The organism is Bradyrhizobium sp. GW821-FHT13H05, assembly GCF_058804065.1.
This window is the reverse complement of the sequence record NZ_JBXAPO010000002.1, coordinates 774,177-792,512: the sequence shown is the minus strand read 5'-3', so window position 1 is coordinate 792,512 and position 18,336 is coordinate 774,177. Positions and strand designations below refer to the sequence as shown.

General features: G+C 62.5%; 17 protein-coding genes, 1 tRNA gene and 1 pseudogene. 7 read left to right on the top strand and 12 right to left on the bottom strand.

Annotated elements, in window-relative coordinates:
- The 3 genes from AC1RR3_RS08035 to AC1RR3_RS08025 all read right to left on the bottom strand — a co-directional run bounded on the left by AC1RR3_RS08035 (window position 1) and on the right by AC1RR3_RS08025 (window position 3,264).
- Window positions 1-876: a branched-chain amino acid ABC transporter permease gene (locus tag AC1RR3_RS08035; RefSeq protein WP_492821121.1), complete on the bottom strand. Its 876-nt coding sequence runs from the start codon at window positions 874-876 to the stop codon at window positions 1-3.
- A gap of 87 nt (window positions 877-963) precedes the next feature.
- Window positions 964-2,208, bottom strand: coding sequence for an ABC transporter substrate-binding protein (locus AC1RR3_RS08030; protein WP_492821119.1), 1,245 nt, complete (start codon window positions 2,206-2,208; stop codon window positions 964-966).
- A gap of 114 nt (window positions 2,209-2,322) precedes the next feature.
- Window positions 2,323-3,264, bottom strand: coding sequence for a LysR family transcriptional regulator (locus tag AC1RR3_RS08025; RefSeq protein ID WP_492821117.1), 942 nt, complete (start codon window positions 3,262-3,264; stop codon window positions 2,323-2,325).
- A gap of 101 nt (window positions 3,265-3,365) precedes the next feature.
- Here AC1RR3_RS08025 and AC1RR3_RS08020 point away from each other — a divergent pair, with 101 nt between their 5' ends.
- Window positions 3,366-4,193, top strand: a complete 828-nt coding sequence (locus AC1RR3_RS08020) for an oxidoreductase (protein WP_492821435.1) — start codon at window positions 3,366-3,368, stop codon at window positions 4,191-4,193.
- Window positions 4,194-4,429: 236 nt separating this feature from the next.
- Here the strand turns inward: AC1RR3_RS08020 and AC1RR3_RS08015 are convergent, their stop codons facing one another.
- Together AC1RR3_RS08015 and AC1RR3_RS08010 are read right to left on the bottom strand one after the other, a co-directional pair.
- The gene (locus AC1RR3_RS08015) at window positions 4,430-5,551 is read right to left on the bottom strand and encodes a D-alanine--D-alanine ligase family protein (protein ID WP_492821115.1); all 1,122 of its coding nucleotides are present in this window, start codon (window positions 5,549-5,551) and stop codon (window positions 4,430-4,432) included.
- A gap of 131 nt (window positions 5,552-5,682) precedes the next feature.
- Window positions 5,683-5,874 (bottom strand): annotated as a pseudogene (locus tag AC1RR3_RS08010) (SMP-30/gluconolactonase/LRE family protein); the annotation flags it as partial.
- A gap of 67 nt (window positions 5,875-5,941) precedes the next feature.
- Between AC1RR3_RS08010 and kdsA the strand changes: the two are divergent.
- On the top strand, window positions 5,942-6,793 hold the full coding sequence (gene kdsA, locus AC1RR3_RS08005; RefSeq protein ID WP_492821113.1) for a 3-deoxy-8-phosphooctulonate synthase: 852 nt from the start codon (window positions 5,942-5,944) through the stop codon (window positions 6,791-6,793).
- 51 nt (window positions 6,794-6,844) lie between these two features.
- Here kdsA and AC1RR3_RS08000 read toward each other — a convergent pair whose 3' ends face one another.
- Window positions 6,845-7,588: a 3-deoxy-manno-octulosonate cytidylyltransferase gene (locus tag AC1RR3_RS08000; RefSeq protein WP_492821111.1), complete on the bottom strand. Its 744-nt coding sequence runs from the start codon at window positions 7,586-7,588 to the stop codon at window positions 6,845-6,847.
- 96 nt (window positions 7,589-7,684) lie between these two features.
- Window positions 7,685-8,908 (bottom strand): SMP-30/gluconolactonase/LRE family protein, encoded by a 1,224-nt coding sequence (locus AC1RR3_RS07995; RefSeq protein ID WP_492821109.1) that lies wholly within the window; start codon window positions 8,906-8,908, stop codon window positions 7,685-7,687.
- 270 nt (window positions 8,909-9,178) lie between these two features.
- Between AC1RR3_RS07995 and AC1RR3_RS07990 the strand changes: the two genes are divergently transcribed.
- From AC1RR3_RS07990 to AC1RR3_RS07970, 5 genes are all read left to right on the top strand, one after another.
- Window positions 9,179-9,409, top strand: coding sequence for a hypothetical protein (locus AC1RR3_RS07990; RefSeq protein WP_492821433.1), 231 nt, complete (start codon window positions 9,179-9,181; stop codon window positions 9,407-9,409).
- 491 nt (window positions 9,410-9,900) lie between these two features.
- Window positions 9,901-11,463 (top strand): 2-isopropylmalate synthase, encoded by a 1,563-nt coding sequence (locus tag AC1RR3_RS07985; RefSeq protein WP_492821107.1) that lies wholly within the window; start codon window positions 9,901-9,903, stop codon window positions 11,461-11,463.
- 280 nt (window positions 11,464-11,743) lie between these two features.
- Window positions 11,744-12,760 (top strand): TRAP transporter substrate-binding protein, encoded by a 1,017-nt coding sequence (locus AC1RR3_RS07980; RefSeq protein WP_492821105.1) that lies wholly within the window; start codon window positions 11,744-11,746, stop codon window positions 12,758-12,760.
- Between the two features lie 213 nt (window positions 12,761-12,973).
- The gene (locus AC1RR3_RS07975) at window positions 12,974-13,591 is read left to right on the top strand and encodes a Spy/CpxP family protein refolding chaperone (RefSeq protein ID WP_492821103.1); all 618 of its coding nucleotides are present in this window, start codon (window positions 12,974-12,976) and stop codon (window positions 13,589-13,591) included.
- 181 nt (window positions 13,592-13,772) lie between these two features.
- A tRNA-Lys gene (locus AC1RR3_RS07970) sits at window positions 13,773-13,848 on the top strand.
- A 61-nt stretch (window positions 13,849-13,909) separates the two neighbouring features.
- Here AC1RR3_RS07970 and AC1RR3_RS07965 read toward each other — a convergent pair.
- The 5 genes from AC1RR3_RS07965 to AC1RR3_RS07945 form a co-directional block, all read right to left on the bottom strand.
- The gene (locus AC1RR3_RS07965; RefSeq protein WP_492821101.1) at window positions 13,910-14,065 is read right to left on the bottom strand and encodes a hypothetical protein; all 156 of its coding nucleotides are present in this window, start codon (window positions 14,063-14,065) and stop codon (window positions 13,910-13,912) included.
- 643 nt (window positions 14,066-14,708) lie between these two features.
- Complete coding sequence (locus AC1RR3_RS07960; protein ID WP_492821099.1) at window positions 14,709-15,332, bottom strand: helix-turn-helix domain-containing protein; 624 nt, start codon at window positions 15,330-15,332, stop codon at window positions 14,709-14,711.
- Between the two features lie 184 nt (window positions 15,333-15,516).
- On the bottom strand, window positions 15,517-16,410 hold the full coding sequence (locus AC1RR3_RS07955) for a polysaccharide deacetylase family protein (RefSeq protein WP_492821097.1): 894 nt from the start codon (window positions 16,408-16,410) through the stop codon (window positions 15,517-15,519).
- A gap of 32 nt (window positions 16,411-16,442) precedes the next feature.
- Window positions 16,443-17,528 (bottom strand): LLM class flavin-dependent oxidoreductase, encoded by a 1,086-nt coding sequence (locus AC1RR3_RS07950; RefSeq protein WP_492821095.1) that lies wholly within the window; start codon window positions 17,526-17,528, stop codon window positions 16,443-16,445.
- Window positions 17,529-17,598: 70 nt separating this feature from the next.
- A complete protein-coding gene (locus AC1RR3_RS07945) occupies window positions 17,599-18,237 on the bottom strand; it encodes a FadR/GntR family transcriptional regulator (RefSeq protein WP_492821093.1) in 639 nt (212 codons plus the stop codon).
- Window positions 18,238-18,336: the final 99 nt, after the last annotated feature.

Here is an 18,336-nt window from a genome sequence, read left to right as displayed (position 1 = left end):
TCAGCGCCTCCCCAGAAGGCCCTGGGGCCGGATGTACATCACGAACACCAGCAGCAGCAGCGCAGGAATGGTGCGGTAGGCCGGCGAGACCAGATAGGCCGTCAGCGTTTCGAGATAGCCGACCACGAAGGCGGCGATCAGCGAGCCGGACACGCTGCCGAGCCCGCCGAGCACCACGATCGAGAATGCGCTCGCCGTCAGCGGCCCGACGCTGTAGGAGCTGACGCCCAGAAACATGCCGAGCAGCACGCCGGCGATGCCGGCGAGGATGCCGTAGATCGCCCACACCACGATGTAGATGTTGGTGAGCTCGAGCCCGAGCAGCGTCACGCCGCGCGGGTTCATCGAGGCCGCCAGCACCGCCTTGCCGGTGCGCGTGCGGTTCACCAGCAGCCAGAGCAGCGCGATGACGAGGCAGCACACGATCGCGGTGAAGATCTCGTTCTTCGGCGTGCGGACGCCGAGGATCTCGACCACGCCTTCGACGATCGGCAGCACCGTCTTGGCATTGTTGGTGAAGAAATAGGCGATCAGTTCCTGGATCATGATGCCCCACAGCAGCGTTCCCGTGAGGACGAAGATCTCCTTCTCTTCATTGGGGATGCGCCGGGAGTCCTGAATGGGCTTCACCACCGCGAAATAGGTGGCGAAGGCGGCGAGGAGGGCAACGGCGACCCCGATCAGCGCGCCGGCATAGGTGCCGACACCAAGGATGCTGGCGGCGGCCCAGGCCGCCACTGCTGCCGCGACCATGATGGCACCGTGGGAGAGGTTGAGCACGCCGGAAACGCCGAAGATCAGCGTGAAGCCGGTGGCACCGAGAGCGTAGAGGGCGCTGATGGCAAAGCCATCGATCAGAATCTGGAAGGCTCGCATTGATGATAAGGCTGCCGCTTGGAGGGAAGGTGCTGCGGGGGGCCGCAAGTGGAAGCTCCCGGGAGGTGGTCCCGGGAGCTGTTCCGGCTAGTTGCTGAGCTTGATGAAGCTCGGGAACTTGATGTCGACCTTGGCGACATCCTTGGGCCAGACCGCGCTCTGCTTGCCGTCCTGCCATTGCAGCATCAGCCCGGTGATCAGGCCCTTGCCGTATTTGATCGAGTGGGTGAACGGATCGTCCTTGCCGTAGAACTGGACGCGGCCGATCGTGCCTTCCCAGTCGGTCGTCTCCAGCGCCGCGACCAGCTTGTCGGCGTCGGTCGAGCCCGCGCGCTTCACCGCGTCGGCGATATAGTAGACCTCGTCATAGGCGGTGTAGCCGGCATAGGACGGATAGTTGCCGAACTTCTTCTTGAAGTTTTCCGCGAACGGCACCGACTTCGGCGTCACCGCGACGCCGGGTCCGGAGACGCCCTGATACAGCACGCCTTCGGCGGCCTGGTTGGTGTCCTTGCCGAAGGTCTCGTTGGTGGCCTGCGAGGAGATGCCGAACATCGGGATCGGCACCTGCTGGTTCTTCCACTGCACCGTCGGTTGCACGCCGACATGCGAGATGCCGGTGATGATCACGTCGGGCTTGGAGCCTTCGATCTTGTTGAAGATCGGGGTGAAGTCGGTGGTATCGGGCGAGAAGCGGATGTGGTCGAGCACCTTCAGCCCGATCTTCGGCAGGCACTCCTCGTAGCCGACATCGAGCGGCTTGGTCCAGGCGGCGTCCTCGCTCATGATGACGGCCGTCTTCATGTGCATTCTGTCGACGAGCAGGTCCTTGGCGCCGTCGCAGACCGAGAGCGCGAGCGCGGCCGAGGTCAGATAGCCGTGGAAAGTGTATTTGTTCTTCTCGTAATCGGCGTGGACGCTCTTGCTGATCTCGTTGGAGGCCGCACCCGGCGTCACAAACGGCGTCTTCAGGCGCGAAGCCCAGGGCTCCAGCGCCAGCACCACCTCGCTGATATAGCTCGCGATGACCGTGTTGACCTTGTCCTCGTTCACAGCGCGCTGGAATGCGCGCACCGAATCCGCCGAGGAGGAGTGATTGTCGTAGGAGATGATCTCGATCTTGCGGCCATCGACGCCGCCGCTCGCATTGATCTCGTCGGCGGCAAGCTGCGCCGCCTGTGGAATCGAGGCGCCGGCAATGGCCTGCGCCTCCGCGATCACGCCGATCCTGATCGGATCGGCCGCCAATGCCGCGCCTGACGCCGTCATCAGCACACCGGCCGCGGCCGTACCGAGTGCTATTCGCAACGCAACAGAGAGTCGTTTTTTCATGTTGTTCTCTCCCTTTGAACAGGCCTCTTGTGAGCCATTGTGTCGCAACTATACCGGCGAGGATGTTCTCGGCAAGTGAAACTGCGTTCAGGATTGTGAGAGAAGGACGAAAGTCTAGCGCTTGCGCAAATCGTGGGCAGCGCCGCGCGCCGCCTTGGCGGCCTGCTTGCTCTCCTCCCGCAACATGTCGACAAAGGCGCGAAGCCCGGCTGTCATGTGCCGGTGACCGGGATAATAGAGGCGCAAGCCAGGAAATGGCGGCGTCCAGTCTTCCAGCACGGCCCGCAATGTGCCGTCGGCGAGATGCTTGGCCACCCAGAAATCGCTCACGAACACGAGCCCCAGTCCTTCAAGTGCGGCTTCGACCATCAGACCGTCGTTGTCGAGCGTGAGTCTGCCCGGCACATCCAGGGCTATCTCCTCTCCGCGCTTCTCGAACTCCCAGCGATAGAGCGTGCCGCCCGGCATGCGCCTGCGAATGCATTCATGCTTGAGCAGATCCAGAGGCGACTTTGGCAACGTCACGCGCGCGAAATAATCAGGCGCCCCAACCACGATGAAACGGGAAGCCGGGCCGCAGGGAATTGAGACCATGTCCTGCGGCACGGCTTCGGCCAGCCGGATTCCGGCATCGAATCCTTCCGCGACGATATCGATGGTGCGTCCCTCCAGAGCCAGTTCGACGTTCATGTCCGGATAGCGCCGCAGGAATTTTGCAACGACGGGGCGGAGGATCTGGTGCGCGGCACGCTCCTTCAGATTGATGCGAAGGGTTCCTGTCGGCGTGTCGCGAAACTCGTTCACATCTTCCATCGCTCCGGCAATTTCGCGCAATGCGGGGCTGACGCGCGCGAGAAAGCGCTCGCCCGCCTCCGACAACGACACGCTGCGTGTGGTGCGATTGATCAGACGCACGCCGAGCCGTTTTTCCAGCCCGGCGATCGCATGGCTCAATGCCGAAGGCGAAATGCCGAGCTCGGTTGCGGCGGCGCGAAAGCTGCGATGTGCGGAAATCGCGGCAACGGCGTTCAGCTCGAAAAGACCGGTGTTAAGCATTGTGCGATATCCTGCATCAGGTCATGCCAATTTATGCCGATTGTTGCACTAATCAACCCGCCTATATGGAGATCACACTCAAGACTGGGAAGAGATCTCACATGGCAAAGACATTCCTCATCACCGGCGTTTCATCCGGCTTCGGCCGCGCGTTGGCGGAGGTCGCCTTGAGCGATGGCCATGCCGTCGCGGGTACCGTGCGCAACGACGCCGACAGGCGGAGTTTCGAAGCGCTCGGACCGGACGCATATGCGGTGGTTCTGGACGTCACCAACACCGACGCCATCGCGCCAGCGGTTGCTGACATCGAAAGCAAGATCGGCGCGATCGACGTTCTCGTGAACAATGCCGGCTACGGCCACGAAGGCATCTTGGAGGAATCGTCCATTGACGATCTGCGACGCCAGTTCGAGGTCAACGTGTTCGGCGCTGTGGCGATGATCCAGGCCGTGTTGCCCTTCATGCGCAGGCGGCGCGCCGGACATATTCTCAACATCACGTCGATGGGCGGGATCATCACGCTGCCGGGCCTGAGCTATTACCACGGCAGCAAGTTCGCGCTCGAAGGGATCTCCGAATCCCTTGGCAAGGAGGTCAAGGAACTCGGCATCAAGGTCACCGCGGTCGAGCCGGGTGGATTCCGCACCGACTGGGCTGGACGATCGATGGTGCGAGCGGTCCGATCGATCGGGGATTACGACGCTGTGATGGAGCCGATCCGCAAGCGGCGCATGGAAATGAGCGGCAAGCAGGTTGGCGATCCTAGGAAGGCGGCGCTGACGATGCTGGAAGTTGCCATGTCGGCGGAGCCGCCGGCACATCTGCTGCTCGGCAGTGACGCCGTGCGTCTGGTCGATGAAAAGATCTCATCTTTGCAGGTCGAGTTCGCCGCATGGAGAAGCGTCTCGCTCGCCACCGATGTTACCTGACGCGATCCATTCGATCGGATCGTTTTCGAAGGGCGTCAGCAGATCGCGCCGACGCCCTTGCCCATGTCTTGTGCCGATCCGCTCAGCCCGGCCCCGCACCCTGCGTCGCCGGGAGCACGGCATCAAGTGACTGGCTCGCGGCCATGAGCAGGCGGTTGTGCTTGGGGGCGCCGGAAGCGGAGATTGCCCTGCCGATCGGGGGAGGTGAGGCCGATCGAACCTGATCTCGTCACCGTCTAGCTCGTGTAACCCCGTTCCAGGGATTGCCGCTGCCGGTGCCGGTCCAGTGCCAGATCGACGAGGCGCGTCAGCAGCTCTGCATAGGGCACGCCCGAAGCTTCCATCATCTTCGGATACATGCTGATCGAGGTGAAGCCGGGCAGGGTGTTGATCTCGTTGAAATAGAATTTTCCGGTTTGCCGGTCGAGGAAGAAGTCGACGCGCGCGAAGCCGCTGCATTCGAGCGCCGCGAACACTTTTGTGGCGAGTGAGCGCACGCACTCCATCTGTGCCGGGTCGAGCCTGGCCGGAAGGTCAACCCGGGCGCCATCGGGATCGAGATATTTTGCCTCGTACGAATAGAATTCGTGATGGGCGTTGGGGTTCAGCTCACTGGCGACGCTCGAAAACAGCGTCTCGCCCTCGAGCACCGCGACCTCGATTTCGCGCGCGTCGATACCTTGTTCGACCAGCACCTTGACGTCATAGCGAAACGCATCATCGAGCGCCGCGCCGAGCGCATCCCATGTCTTCACCTTGTGAATGCCGACACTCGAGCCCATGTTGCATGGCTTGACGAACACCGGCAGGCCCAGGCCCTCGACCGCCTTCGCAAGCGATGAGGACCGGTCTTGAACGAAGGCCTTGCGGGTGAGCACGCGATAGGGCGCGATCGGGATGCCGGCGAATTCAGCGAGCCGCTTGGCGACGTCCTTGTCCATGCTGACGGCGGAGGCGAGAACACCCGATCCCACATAGGCGACGTCGGCCAATTCCAGCAGGCCCTGCACGGTGCCGTCCTCGCAGAGAGGCCCATGCATGACCGGAAAGACGACGTCGATCTCGATCGGGGCGACCGCGCCTTGTGTGATCGGCATGAGGACGCCGCGTCCATCGGGGCCTCTGGCGAGCCGGATCTCCGGCGCATCGGGCAGGATTGGCAAAGATGCCGCGTTCGCCTGATCGAGCGTGCGAAGGTCGTTCCATTGCCACCGACCTGTCTTGTCGATGGAAACGGGGATCACCTCGAAGCGGGCGCGGTCGAGATGCCTGAATGCGGAAGCTGCCGATTTCAGCGAGACCTCATGCTCACCGGACCGGCCGCCATAGAGAACAACGACGCGAGTTTTGTCTGCCATGGTTCAATTATCACGCGCTCTGCCCGGAAGTCACCTCTGTTGCCCGATTCAAGCATCAACAGAGCGATGAAAACAATTCGGCGCCGGCGAGGTATGCCGGCGCCGTGGGGCAATTCAAAGGCTTGTGCCGTTCAGCCCGGCCCCGCGCCCTGCGTCGCCGTGAACACCGCGTAGAGCGACTGGCTCGCGGCCATGAACAGGCGGTTGCGCTTGGGGCCGCCGAAGCAGATGTTGCCGCACACTTCCGGCAGGCGGATGCGTCCGAGCAGCTTGCCCTCCGGCGACCACGTCGTCACGCCGCTATAGCCAACGGCGCGGCCGGCTGTGTGATCCTTGAATTTGCTACTATGCTCAACTTGTTCTGGGTTCATGACTTGACAGGTGACAGTGATGGCAGTCGTTCATCTAAAGCATTGGAATCTTTCGTTCGGGACAGGCCAGCCTCTGCTCATAATCGCCGGCTTGAATGTCTTGGAGAACCTTGGATTGGCCCTGAGCGTTGGGCGTCACCTGCAGGCGATCACTGCCGACCTCGGCTTGCCGTTCATATTCAAGGCCAGCTTCGACAAGGCCAACCGCTCGTCGATCACGAGTTACCGGGGCCCCGGCTTGAAGGACGGCTTGGCCATGCTGGCCGAGGTCAAGCGCGCGCTAAACGTGCCTATCGTTTCTGACGTCCATGAGATCGACCAGGTCGAACCCGTGGCCAGCGTCGCGGATTTGGTGCAAATCCCCGCCTTCCTCTGTCGCCAGACCGACCTGATTGTCGCAGCCGCGCGTGCCGCCCGCGCAGCCGGCGGTTGGCTGCACGTCAAGAAGGCTCAATTTCTGGCTCCTTGGGAGTGTAAGAACATCATTGCTAAGGCCTGGGAGGCCGCGCCCGGAGTCGACATCGTCCTGTGCGAGCGGGGCAGCTCCTTCGGCTACAACAACTTGGTGGTCGACATGTTGGGTATTGGAGAGATGCAGCGCTTGGGCGTGCCGGTAACCATCGACGCCACCCATGCCGTGCAACTCCCTGGCGCTGACCCCCGCACCAACGGTGGCTCGACGGGCGGAAGGCGAGAAGGCGTGCCGATCATTGCAAAGGCGGCTGTGGCGGCGGGAGCCGACGGCGTATTCTTGGAATTTCATCCTGCCCCCGACAGGGCGCTGTGCGACGGGCCCAGCTGCCTTCCACTCGACGCGGCTGCAAGCCTGCTTTCGACTCTGAAGGCGGTACATCATGCCGTGCGGGCCTGATTTTGTGGACGACAATCCGACCAGCAAGAATGTCTGACGGTCCTGCCTAGACTAGGTATTCTTGGCCGCCAAAAGTTCTCTGGCGCGCTCCAGATCAGCCAGCGTGTCCACACCCAAGGGCTCAGTCTGGATCACTTGCACGTCCATCCGCATGCCGTGCTCGATCGCTCTGAGCTGTTCAAGGTTTTCTCGCTGCTCGAGAACACCTCGTGGCAGGCCGACATATTTCGTCAACGCCTCGCGCCGATAGGTATACATGCCGACGTGATGATAGTACTTCCCGGAGCCTGCGGGAATGACGGCCCGGCTGAAATAGACCGCGCGACCGATTGTGTCTCCCGGGTGGATCGCAAGGGCGATCTTCACAACGCTAGGCGCCTGAAGCTCGATGGGATCCTCGATCTCGGTGGCGAGCGTGGCAATTGCGCAATCGGCATGCCGGGCCAATGGCTCCATTGTCGCCCGTATCGTCGCTGGATCAATGGTAGGCAAGTCGCCCTGAAGCACAACGGCGACATCGTAGGCTGCCTCCGCGTCGATCAACTGCAATGCTGCGTGCGCACGATCGGACCCCGTCGGGAGGGTCGGATCAGTCAGGACTGCCCGGCCGCCCAAATCGTCGATGACGTCCCTGATGGCTTGATCTCCACAGGCAACGACGACAGGGCCGATATCGGCCTCGAGACCTCTTCGCCAGACGTGAACGATCATCGGCTCACCGTTGATATCCGTCAGCGCCTTGCCTGGGAGCCTGGTTGAACCGAGCCGGGTGGGTATGATCACGATTGGACGCATCGGAACCTTTCGCTTTCTGAACGGGCAACGTAGGGCGCGAGTTTGAGGCGCAAGCGTGCCCCGCTGGCGCCTCATCATAGTTCGCATCTGGCCTGCTCAGCCCGGCCCCGCGCCCTGTGTCGCCGTGTACACCGCATACAGCGACTGGCTCGCAGCCATGAACAGGCGGTTGCGCTTGGGGCCGCCGAAGCAGATGTTGCCGCACACTTCCGGCAGGCGGATGCGTCCGAGCAGCTTGCCCTCCGGCGACCACGTCGTCACGCCGCTATAGCCTACGGCGCGGCCGGCATTGCTGGAGGCCCAGACATTGCCGTTGACGTCGCAGCGCACGCCGTCCGGTCCGCATTTCACGCCGTCGATCGTGCAATCCGAGAAGCGCTTCCCGTTCGAGAGCTTGTTGTCCGCGCCGACGTCGAACACAAAGATCTCGCCCTTGCCGCCGGGGCCGGTGTCGCCCGGTCCCTTGCCGGTCGAGACGACGTAGAGTTTCTTGAAGTCCGGCGAGAAGCACAGGCCGTTCGGATCGGGCACCTGCTCCTCGGTGACGACGAGATCGACGCGCCCTGAGGGGTCGATGCGATAGCAGTTGGTCGGCAATTCGCGCTTGCCCGGCACGAATCCGGCCGGCTGTCCGATCCGGGGATTGAGCTTGCCGCTCGCATTGCTCGGGCCGCCGGCGACGTCGGGCTCGCCTTCGTAGAGTTGGCCGCCATAGGGCGGATCGGTGAACCAGTAGCTGCCGTCGGGATGCGCGGCGACATCGTTCGGCGAGTTCAGCTTTTTGCCCTGATAGGAATCCGCCAGCACGGTCGCGGTGCCGTCATGCTCGTAGCGCGTCACCCGCCGCGTCAGGTGTTCGCAGGAGAGCTGGCGGCCCTGGAAGTCGAACGAGTTGCCGTTGGAATTGTTGGAGGGCGAGCGGAACACGCTGACGCGTCCGTCGTCCTCGGTCCAGCGCATCTGCCGGTTGTTGGGAATGTCGCTCCACAACAGATAGCGGCCTTGCGCGCTCCAGGCCGGGCCCTCGGCCCATAACAGTCCGGTGTGAAGCCGCTTGATCGCGGTGTTGGGCTGCGCCAGATCGTTGAAGGACGGATCGACTGCGATGATGTCGGGATCCCAGAAATAGGTCGTCGGCGCGCCATTGGGACTGAAATCGCGCGGCGGGGTAGTGATCGTCGTCGGCGGGGCGGCCGGGCCGTTCTGCGCAAGCGCTGCGCTGGTGCCCGCCATGGTAGCGCCGGCGCAGAGGGCAAGCCCCTGCACGAGCGATCGTCGTGAAAGCGCAGCATCCTGCTCACGCTGCTGTTGGCGTGTCATCGCGTCCTCCCGGTCATGTTCGGCTAGCCGGTTGATCCGGCCGAGCAAGTGCGAGGTTAGTCTGGTCCGCGGCTGGTTGCGAGGGCTGCGGCCGCATCTTCTGCGCGATTTCGATTTCGTCAGCGCCGTCCGGTCTGCGCAGAAACATGCGCGTGCGCTGGTTCCGCAAAGTGTGATCCGCTATTCGTTCGTGACGTGTGATGCCTTGACCTTGCCCTCATTGCTGCGCACAAATCTCTGGGGGCGAAGCCGGAGTTGAGTGTGGATGGCTTGATATTGATTGTGTTGATCGGGATCGCGTTTGCGGCCGGCTATTCCACGCGTGATTACATCTCGCGCAAACGGCGTGCGGAAGCGCGCCGCATGCGCGGTTACGGGCAGCCGGATTGGCTCGCCGCCGCGCCCGCCAACACCAACGAGGTGTCGACTCCGGTCACTGGTGAGCTCGGCCAGATGCTCGACCGCTGGGAGAACAGGGCCCGCGCCCGCCGCGCGGGTTGAAATGCGAATTGGTCGTTCGCGACATCGCACCTTGCTCCGTCGCGCTCGCAATAACGGTGTGGATGCGTTAGCGCGCAACTGCCTCGCCCTGGCGAAGGGCAGGCCCATGACGAGCTCCGGTTCATAGTGGGTCAGTCTTCCTGACCATCTTTTGGCGTTGCAGGTACGCCCATTTCTCGTCTAGAAACACGCTCATTGAGCCTCCCGGCAACCAACCGTCAACGGTTTTGACCGAGGATTTGAGGGCTCAAAAGGGTCTGGCAATGCTGATTCGTGGCCGAATCGATGGGATTTCGGGGGAGGTGGCTCTGGCCGCCGCCACGATCCCGGCCGCGCTGCTGCCCACCCTGCTTCTTGGCGGGCTTCTTCTTAGCTGCCCCTGAGGGCCGGCTGGGCGCGACGCGCCTGGGCGCTCAGGGGTTGGTCGAGATCACCGGACACCTCAAGCGCCCAGAAGACTGACGGCGCAAAAGCTCAAAAGGAATTTTGCTATGGCCACCGCGAACAAGTCCGACAAGGACCGCGTCATCATTTTCGACACCACCCTGCGCGACGGCGAGCAGTGCCCCGGCGCCACCATGACCTTCGAGGAGAAGCTCGAGGTCGCCGAGATGCTGGACGATATGGGCGTCGACGTCATCGAAGCCGGCTTTCCGATCACCTCCGAAGGCGACTTCCAGGCGGTGAGCGAGATCGCGCGCCGCTCCAAGAATGCCGTCATCGCCGGCCTGTCCCGTGCGCATCCCGCGGACATCGACCGCTGCGCCGAGGCGGTGAAGTTTGCAAAGCGCGGCCGCGTCCACACCGTGATCGCGACCTCGCCGCTGCACATGCGAGTGAAGCTGAACAAGACGCCCGAGCAGGTGCTCGAGACCTCGGTCGCCATGGTCGCGCGCGCCCGCAACCAGATCGACGACGTCGAATGGTCGGCCGAAGACGGCACCCGCAGCGAGATGGACTATCTGTGCCGCATCGTCGAAGCCGTCATCAAGGCCGGCGCCACCACGGTGAACATCCCCGACACCGTCGGCTACACGACGCCCGACGAATATACCCACTTCATGAAGACGCTGATCGAGCGCGTGCCGAACTCGGACAAGGCGGTGTTCTCCGTGCACTGCCATAACGACCTCGGCATGGCCGTGGCGAACTCGCTGGCCGGCATCGTCGGCGGCGCGCGCCAGGTCGAGTGCACCGTCAACGGCATCGGCGAGCGCGCCGGCAACGCCGCGCTCGAAGAGATCGTGATGGCGATCAACGTGCGCAACGACAAATTCCCGTACTGGAACAAGATCGACACCACGCAGCTGACCCGCGCGTCCAAGGTCGTGTCGGCGGCGACCTCGTTTCCCGTCCAGTACAACAAGGCCATCGTCGGCCGGAATGCCTTCGCGCATGAGAGCGGCATTCATCAGGACGGCGTGCTGAAGGACGCTTCCACCTACGAGATCATGCGGCCCGAAATGGTCGGCCTGAAGCAGTCCTCGCTGGTGCTCGGCAAGCACTCCGGCCGCCATGCCTTCGTGCACAAGCTGGAAGAGATGGGCTACAAGCTCGGCCCGAACCAGCTGGAAGATGCGTTCACGCGGATGAAGGCACTCGCCGACCGCAAGAAGGACATCTACGACGAGGACATCGAGGCGCTGGTCGACGAGGAGATGGCGGCGTCCCACGACCGCATCAAGCTGACCTCGCTGACCGTGATCGCCGGCACCCATGGCCCGCAGCGCGCGACCATGAAGCTCGACGTCGACGGCCAGATCAAGATCGAGGAAGCCGAGGGCAACGGTCCGGTCGATGCTGTCTTCAACTGCATCAAGCGCCTGGTGCCGCACGAGGCCAAGCTCGAGCTGTACCAGGTCCACGCGGTGACCGAAGGCACCGACGCCCAGGCCGAAGTCTCGGTGCGGCTCTCGCACGAGGGACGTGCGATGACGGCGCGCGCGGCGGATCCGGACACGCTGGTGGCCTCGGCAAAAGCCTATCTCGGCGCGCTCAACAAGATCGTCATGAAGCGCCAGCGCGACACGGTGACGACGGCTGCGGCGAGCTGAGAAGCGACGCTGCGGGTTGTTGCACCTCTCCCGCGTGCGGGAGAGGTCGACGCGAAGCGGCGGGTGAGGGCTCTTTCCTCATCGGGAATGTCCCGTTGCGGATGCACCCTCTCCCCAGCCCTCTCCCGCAAGCGGGCGAGGGAGCGCGGCGGCGTTCGCCGTGAATACCTGCCCTGCTAACGGCCAATAGCACGCGCGTGTGCCGGCCTGTATTGATGCTGTCGGCATAAAGATCGGCCATCCGCGCGCCGGGCGGCCCAAATAACACCAGGGAGAGATCATGCGCACCTTCGCGATCGCAGCGTCCATCGCGGCACTGGCTCTTGGCTTGAATCTTGGCCTCACCGGGCCGGCATCGGCCCAGTCGCCTATCATCATCAAGTTCAGCCACGTGGTCGCGACCGACACGCCGAAGGGCAAGGCGTCGGAAAAATTCAAGGAACTCGCCGAGAAGTACACCGGCGGCAAGGTCAAGATCGAGGTCTATCCAAACTCGTCGCTCTACAAGGACAAGGAAGAGCTTGAGGCGCTTCAGCTCGGCAGCGTGCAGATGCTGGCGCCGTCCAACTCCAAGTTCGGCCCGCTCGGCATCCGCGAATTCGAGGTGTTCGATCTGCCCTACATCCTTCCCGACCTGAAGACGCTGCGGAAGGTGACGGAAGGCCCGCTCGGCCTGCGGCTGCTCAAGCTGCTGGACTCCAAGGGCATCACCGGTCTCGCTTACTGGGACAACGGCTTCAAGCAGATGAGCGCCAACAAGAAGCTGGTGACGCCGGCCGACTATCAGGGCGTCAAATTCCGTATCCAGTCCTCGCGCGTGCTCCAGGCCCAGTTCAAGTCACTCGGCTCGCTGCCGCAGGTGATGGCGTTCTCGGAAGTCTACCAGGCGCTCCAGACCGGTGTCGTCGACGGGCAGGAGAACACCTGGTCGAACATCTATACCCAGAAGATGCACGAGGTGCAGAAGTACATCACCGAGACCAACCACGGCTACATCGGCTACGTCGTGATCGTGAACAAGAAGTTCTGGGACGACCTGCCGGCCGATATCCGCGACCAGCTGTCGAAGGCGATGAAGGAGGCCACCGACTTCAACAACGCGCAATCGCAGAAGGAGAATGACGACGCGTTCGCCGAGATCAAGAAGAGCGGCAAAAGCGAGATCATCAAGCTGACGCCGGAGCAGGACGAGGCGATGCGCAAGGCGATGGAGCCGGTCTACAAGGACGCCGCGAGCCGCGTCGGCCAGCCGCTGATCGACGAATTCCTGAAGGAATCGAAGAGCACGACGAACTGATTCAATTCGCGCGTGGATATATAATGCATGAGCGAAGGGCTTCCGTGCACTGCACGGAAGCCCTTTTTGTTGCAAATCATTTCAGTCTGCACCTGAACGGACATTCACGGCCGTTACATCTCTGTAAGAACGCCTTCCCTGTCCAAGTTGTAAGTTGCGCGCAAGCCTCGCGCCCCTCATCTTCAGCACACCCTTCCAGAGGAGAGGTACGTCATGAGGAAGTTCACCATCGCTGCCATCGCCGTGCTCAGCATCGCCGGCTCGGGCGCGGTCTATGCCCAATATCATCGCCCGTGGATGGAGCATTTCCGTCACATCCGCATGAACCCGGAAGATCGCGCCGCCTTCGTCGACGCGCGGATCGCCGCCGTCCATGCCGGGCTGAAGCTCAATGCCGACCAGGAGAAGCTGTGGCCGCCGGTCGAGGCGGCCGTGCGCGACTTCGCCAAGCTGCGCATCGATCGCGCCAATGCGCGGATGAATGCCGCCCCCGGCGATGCCGCCAAGGATGGTGACAAGCCGGAGGATCCGGTTGCCCGCCTGCGCCAGCGTGCCGAGGACATGGGCGCCACCTCCGCGGCACTGAAGAAGATCGCCGATGCCGCCGATCCGCTCTACAAGACCCTGGACGAGGGCCAGAAGCGGCGCCTCGCCGTGCTGACCCGCCACCGCGGCCCGTTCGGCGGCGGCGAGGACGGCCCGCCACCGCCGCCCCGCCACTTCATGGAACGCGGCATGGACCGCATGATGGAGCGTGGCATGGACCGCTTCCACGGCGACCGTTTCGACCGCGATGGCGGCCCGGACCGGGATCGCGAGGGCCGGCTCTGAGCCACCCCGTATTTTCCGAGGAATTAACCCTTGGATGAGCGTTGGCGAAGCCGCTGGAATCCAGCGGCTTTTCGCTTTTTGGGCCTTGTGGAAGAACCCTGGGAAAAGATGCGCCGCATCGCTTGCCATCCCCGGATCGCTTTGCTAAACGACCGGCCTCGCAAGGCATTGACCGCCTTTCGGGCGCATAGCTCAGTTGGTAGAGCAGCTGACTCTTAATCAGCGGGTCCCAGGTTCGAGCCCTGGTGCGCCCACCATATAAATCAAACGCTTAACGGTTTGAGCAAACGGCAAAAAGAGCGCCGTTTACACCACCGTTTACAGTTTTGTTCTCGCTTCGAGCTTCAGCGCCGCAGCTTCTGCGAGCTGAATGTCACGACCGAGATAGTGGGCGTCGAGAATGGCCTCGACATCCTTCAGGGAGTGGCCGGTCACGGCAGCGATTTGCGGGAAGCTGGCGCCGGCAATGGCCAACCGAACGACCGCCGTACCGCGCAGGTCGTGAAACGTCAGACCGTTGATGCCTGCGCGCGCAAGCCTTCGCCCACGACGTACGGAAACTGTCGGACGTCCAGGGACGGCCCAGCGTGTTAGTGAGGATAAGCGGCTCCCGGCGGCTCGTCGCATCGAGCAGGGTCCTCAAGGGGGCGCCCGCGGGCATGGCGACACGGCGGCCACCTTATCGATTGCGGAAGGCGAATATAGGGGGTCTCGTAGGCCGAGCAGGGTAGTCGCAGCAGATCTCCCCGCCGTTGCCCGCTCCACAATGCCGAGAACCCCAGCCTCGAGGCAGCCATCGTCAAGGATTTGGGAGCATCGATTGAACAGGAAGTTCCGGACGTCGTGCGATCGCTGATCGATGTCGAAGCTGATTCCGAACACATGAGTGAACTCATCCGGACGCTTTACCACACCGTACTCGCGGCTCCTTCGTTCTCATTGCGGGGAGGGACACGCAAGATCCTCCGCGGTATCATCGCGCGCGGACTAGGCTTGCGTTAGGAAGACAGCACGCGAGAACGTCGTATTCGCCGCTCGATCTCGCGATCGAGTGGCAAACCTCATTGCAACTCATGGGCAATCCGCAATCAACGCCAGGCGAGAAATGAGGTGCAAATCAATAGATCGGTGGGGTCACCGTGATAAGCACGCTTGTTTCGGTGTCCGTATTGTTGTGCCACGTATGCGGTGTATTAGCATCGAAGCGGAAGCTGTCCTCTTTGGCCATCTTGATCCGGCGATCACCGAGCCGCAACTCGATCTCGCCCGTGATGACCATGCCAGCAACTTCTCCGTTGTGAGTGAACGGTCCGCTACCCGAGCAGCCTCCGGCGGAAATCTTCATGAGGACTACCTGGAGTGCGCTTTCCGAATCGTGGGTCAGCAACTCCTTCACCATACCAAACTGGTCGAAGGCAAGCTTGCGCCGCGCGAAGTGCCGGACGACGATGTCGCTGTCGGGGTCGCCATTCGAGGTCTCGCCGAACAGCCAGGGGAACGGCATGTCGAGCGCGGCGGCGATGCGTCGGAGCATCTGCAACGACGGAGAGGTCAATCCACGTTCGATCTGGCTCAACAGCCCGATGGAAGCTCCGACTTCGGAAGCCAGCCTGTCGAGAGACATTTTCTTGATCTTTCGGCGGCCCCTTATCTTGGCACCAACGATCTGATCCTGGTGCCAATCACGGTGATCGTCCGTATCAGGCGGCTCACCTGAGGAAGCTTTCTTGGGCACAGCCACTGTTTGACGAGTCCTTCATTGAGTTCCGGCTTCTGGTCCGGAATTACCCTTCTTCTTACACGGGTTTGTCGGGCTTTGAGACAGAGAAGACCCACCTATCCCATAAGGATTGGTGGGGCATGTCTCGGTTCGTCCGACTCGCATCTTTACGGCTATGGCTGGCCGCACGTTATGCGTCCACGCCTCAATTTCCTGGAGAAGCTCGGGTATTGCCCATCTCTGCGCGATACCAGTCGCCGATTTCACTTGCCGTCATCAAGGCAACGCCGTCGTGCCCGACGACGTAGTCGAACAGCTCTTCCAGATACCTGATCCGGTGAGGTACACCGGTGATGTAGGGATGGATCGAGATCGCCATCACGCGTGCATTGTCGGCACCCTCGAGATAGAGCCGGTCGAACTGATCGACGCAACGCTTTAAGAACTGATCCGATGGAAGGTGCTGGAGCGCATGGACGACGATGTCGTTGGTCTCGACCGAATAGGGAATTGTCGTGATGGTGCCGTAGGGCGTAGGAACGTCCTGCGGAAGATCGTCGATCACCCAGTCCGCGACATACTCGATGCCGTTGAGGCGCAGCAGGTCCAGCGTCTCCTCGGTCTCGGTCAGCCCCGGAGACTCCCACGAGCGCGGCGCGCGTCCGGTGAATTTTGCGATGGTCTCGACCGAACGCTTGATCGCATCGGCCTGGTCGGTGAGCTTGTGCATCGGTCCTTGTATGAAACCGTGCCCCATGAACTCGAAGCCGGCCTCTCGGGCCGCCGAGGCGACGCGCGGATAGGCGTTGCAGACATCGGCATTCGCAGCCAGCGTGACCGGGATATTGCGGTCTGTCAGTGCCTTGAACTGCCGCCAGAAGCCCGCGCGCATTCCGTATTCGTGCCATGACCAGTTCGGCACGTCGGGCAGCAGCGGCTGCCCCATCGGCGGGCTCAGCACGACGCGTGGCATCGCGTTCTCGATCCGCCACTCCTCGACATTGAGGATCACCCACACCGCGAGGCGCTTGCCGTTCGGCAGCGTCAGCTTCGGTCGGTCGATGAGAGCTTGATAGGGAATGCGGTCGGTGAGGGCCATCACGAGCCTCCTGTCCAGTTGAGGGGCCGAAACTATTTTGTGCCTGCGGCGACACGCGGCATCACTTGCTCAGCCATCAAGATCATCGAGCGACGTGCGAGATCGCGGTCCGCCCAGTCCTTGCCGGCGTAGAGCAGGGTGCCAAACTGCCCGACCTCCTCTTGAAACGCCAGGATCTGGTCGGTGACACTGTCGGGCGTCCCCCAGATGATCAGCTTATTGCAGACGTCTTCGAGCGTGACCTCGTCGTCCGGCTGGTCGCGCCGTGTCTTGAACAGCTCGATGCGGCCATTGCGCTTCAGCTTCGTGAATAGTGAGCGGTAGTAGTAGACGTAGGGGCTGTCCGGGTCGGTGGCATAGGCCTTTGCGGTCACCATGTCCTTCGCGACGAACACGCTCTTGGCCACGCGCCAGTTGTTGTGATCGACGATCCTGCCGACGCGCTCGCAGCCCTCGACATATTTCGGCCAGTGGCTCTTCACCCACATCGGCATCAGGAAGTTGGCGGAGATCGGATCCCAGCCACGCGCGGCGGCCTCGGTGACGCCCTTCGAAAACGGCGCGACGGCGGTGACGACGATCGGCGGATGCGGCTGCTGCAACGGCCGGGCGATGGTGCCCTGGCCGATATCAGCCATCAGCGTCTTCTGCGTCGTGATGTTCCAGAACTTGCCCTCGATGTTGTAGGGCGGCTCGCTCGTCCAGATCTGCAGCACCTGATTGATTGCTTCGAGGAACATCGCGTTGCGATCGCGTTCCAGCGTGCCGAACAGCTCCGCGTCGGAGAGCAGGCCGCCCGGGCTGATGCCGAAGATCAGCCGTCCGTCGAGCATGTGGTCCAGCATCGCGATGGTGGCGGCAACCGTCGCCGGATGGACGTTCGGCATGTTGACGGTGCCGGTGCCGAGCTTGATCTGCTTCGTGGCCGCGGCGATCCAGGCGAGAAAGGCGACGCAGGAGGTGATGTTCTCGGCCCGGTCGGTGACGTGCTCGCCGACATAGGCCTCGCTGAAACCCAGCTCATCGGCCAGCAGGAACGCTTCGCGATCCTCCTGCAACGACAGCCGCCAGTCCTTGTCCAGCGGATGGATCGGCATCGTGAAGAAGCCCAGTTTCATGGCCGGCACCTTTTTCAGTTCGTCGGGTGGATCACCGATCGTTGTCAGTTGTCGTCCGGCGAGCTCAAGCCTAGGTCCCCATCAGCTTGTCGACGGTGGTCCTCAAATGCCGCCGCATCGCCTCCATCGCCCGGATACGATCGCGCTCTTCGATCGCATCGATGAGGGCGTCATGCTCGGCAAAGGACGAATAGTCCCGCGGGGGACGCGCTGGTCGTGTATCCAGCCATCGCCAGACCACGGCGCGCCTCACGTCGTCGACGGTGCGATGGATTTCCGACAGAAGGGGATTGCCGGTCGCTTCCGCGATCAGGCGATGCAGCCGCCCGTCCAGAGTCTCGTAGTCTTTCCACGTCTCGGCCTCGCGCATCTGCCGTGCCAGCACGCGCATGCCCTCGATCTGCTTGAAGGTGGCGTTGACCGCGGCGAGACTTGCGAGCTCGGGCTCGAGTACGAGCCGGGCCTCCATCGCATTGCGCGGGCTGGTGCTGTCGCGCAGTGCGTCGAGATTGGAGGTCACGGTTTCCGCAGGCGCGCGGATGAACGTGCCACGGCCGACCTCGCGCGAGAGGCGGCCATCCAATTCCAGCCGCGCGAGCGCCTTGCGGATCTCGTTGCGCGAGACGCCGAACTGGGCCGCGAGTTGCCGCTCGGGAGGAAGGCGCGTGCCGGGGCCACCCTCAGCAAGCCGAGTCAATAAGTCGAACACCGGTTAAATCCCTTTGCAACCAATTTCAACCAATCTGTATCTCGATGCGCCTCCGTTCACAAGTCAAAGACCAAAGCGGAAATGCGAAAAAATAGTTCT

Excerpts from the sequence above, each read along its gene's own strand:
- AC1RR3_RS08035 (WP_492821121.1), bottom strand. The coding sequence starts at position 876 with ATGCGAGCCTTCCAGATTCTGATCGATGGCTTTGCCATCAGCGCCCTC.
- AC1RR3_RS07980 (WP_492821105.1), top strand. The coding sequence starts at position 11,744 with ATGCGCACCTTCGCGATCGCAGCGTCCATCGCGGCACTGGCTCTTGGC.
- AC1RR3_RS08015 (WP_492821115.1), bottom strand. The coding sequence starts at position 5,551 with ATGGCAGACAAAACTCGCGTCGTTGTTCTCTATGGCGGCCGGTCCGGT.
- AC1RR3_RS08020 (WP_492821435.1), top strand. The coding sequence starts at position 3,366 with ATGGCAAAGACATTCCTCATCACCGGCGTTTCATCCGGCTTCGGCCGC.
- AC1RR3_RS07975 (WP_492821103.1), top strand. The coding sequence starts at position 12,974 with ATGAGGAAGTTCACCATCGCTGCCATCGCCGTGCTCAGCATCGCCGGC.
- AC1RR3_RS07955 (WP_492821097.1), bottom strand. The coding sequence starts at position 16,410 with ATGGCCCTCACCGACCGCATTCCCTATCAAGCTCTCATCGACCGACCG.
- AC1RR3_RS07985 (WP_492821107.1), top strand. The coding sequence starts at position 9,901 with ATGGCCACCGCGAACAAGTCCGACAAGGACCGCGTCATCATTTTCGAC.
- AC1RR3_RS08030 (WP_492821119.1), bottom strand. The coding sequence starts at position 2,208 with ATGAAAAAACGACTCTCTGTTGCGTTGCGAATAGCACTCGGTACGGCC.
- AC1RR3_RS07995 (WP_492821109.1), bottom strand. The coding sequence starts at position 8,908 with ATGACACGCCAACAGCAGCGTGAGCAGGATGCTGCGCTTTCACGACGA.
- AC1RR3_RS08000 (WP_492821111.1), bottom strand. The coding sequence starts at position 7,588 with ATGCGTCCAATCGTGATCATACCCACCCGGCTCGGTTCAACCAGGCTC.
- AC1RR3_RS08025 (WP_492821117.1), bottom strand. The coding sequence starts at position 3,264 with ATGCTTAACACCGGTCTTTTCGAGCTGAACGCCGTTGCCGCGATTTCC.
- kdsA (WP_492821113.1), top strand. The coding sequence starts at position 5,942 with ATGGCAGTCGTTCATCTAAAGCATTGGAATCTTTCGTTCGGGACAGGC.
- AC1RR3_RS07950 (WP_492821095.1), bottom strand. The coding sequence starts at position 17,528 with ATGAAACTGGGCTTCTTCACGATGCCGATCCATCCGCTGGACAAGGAC.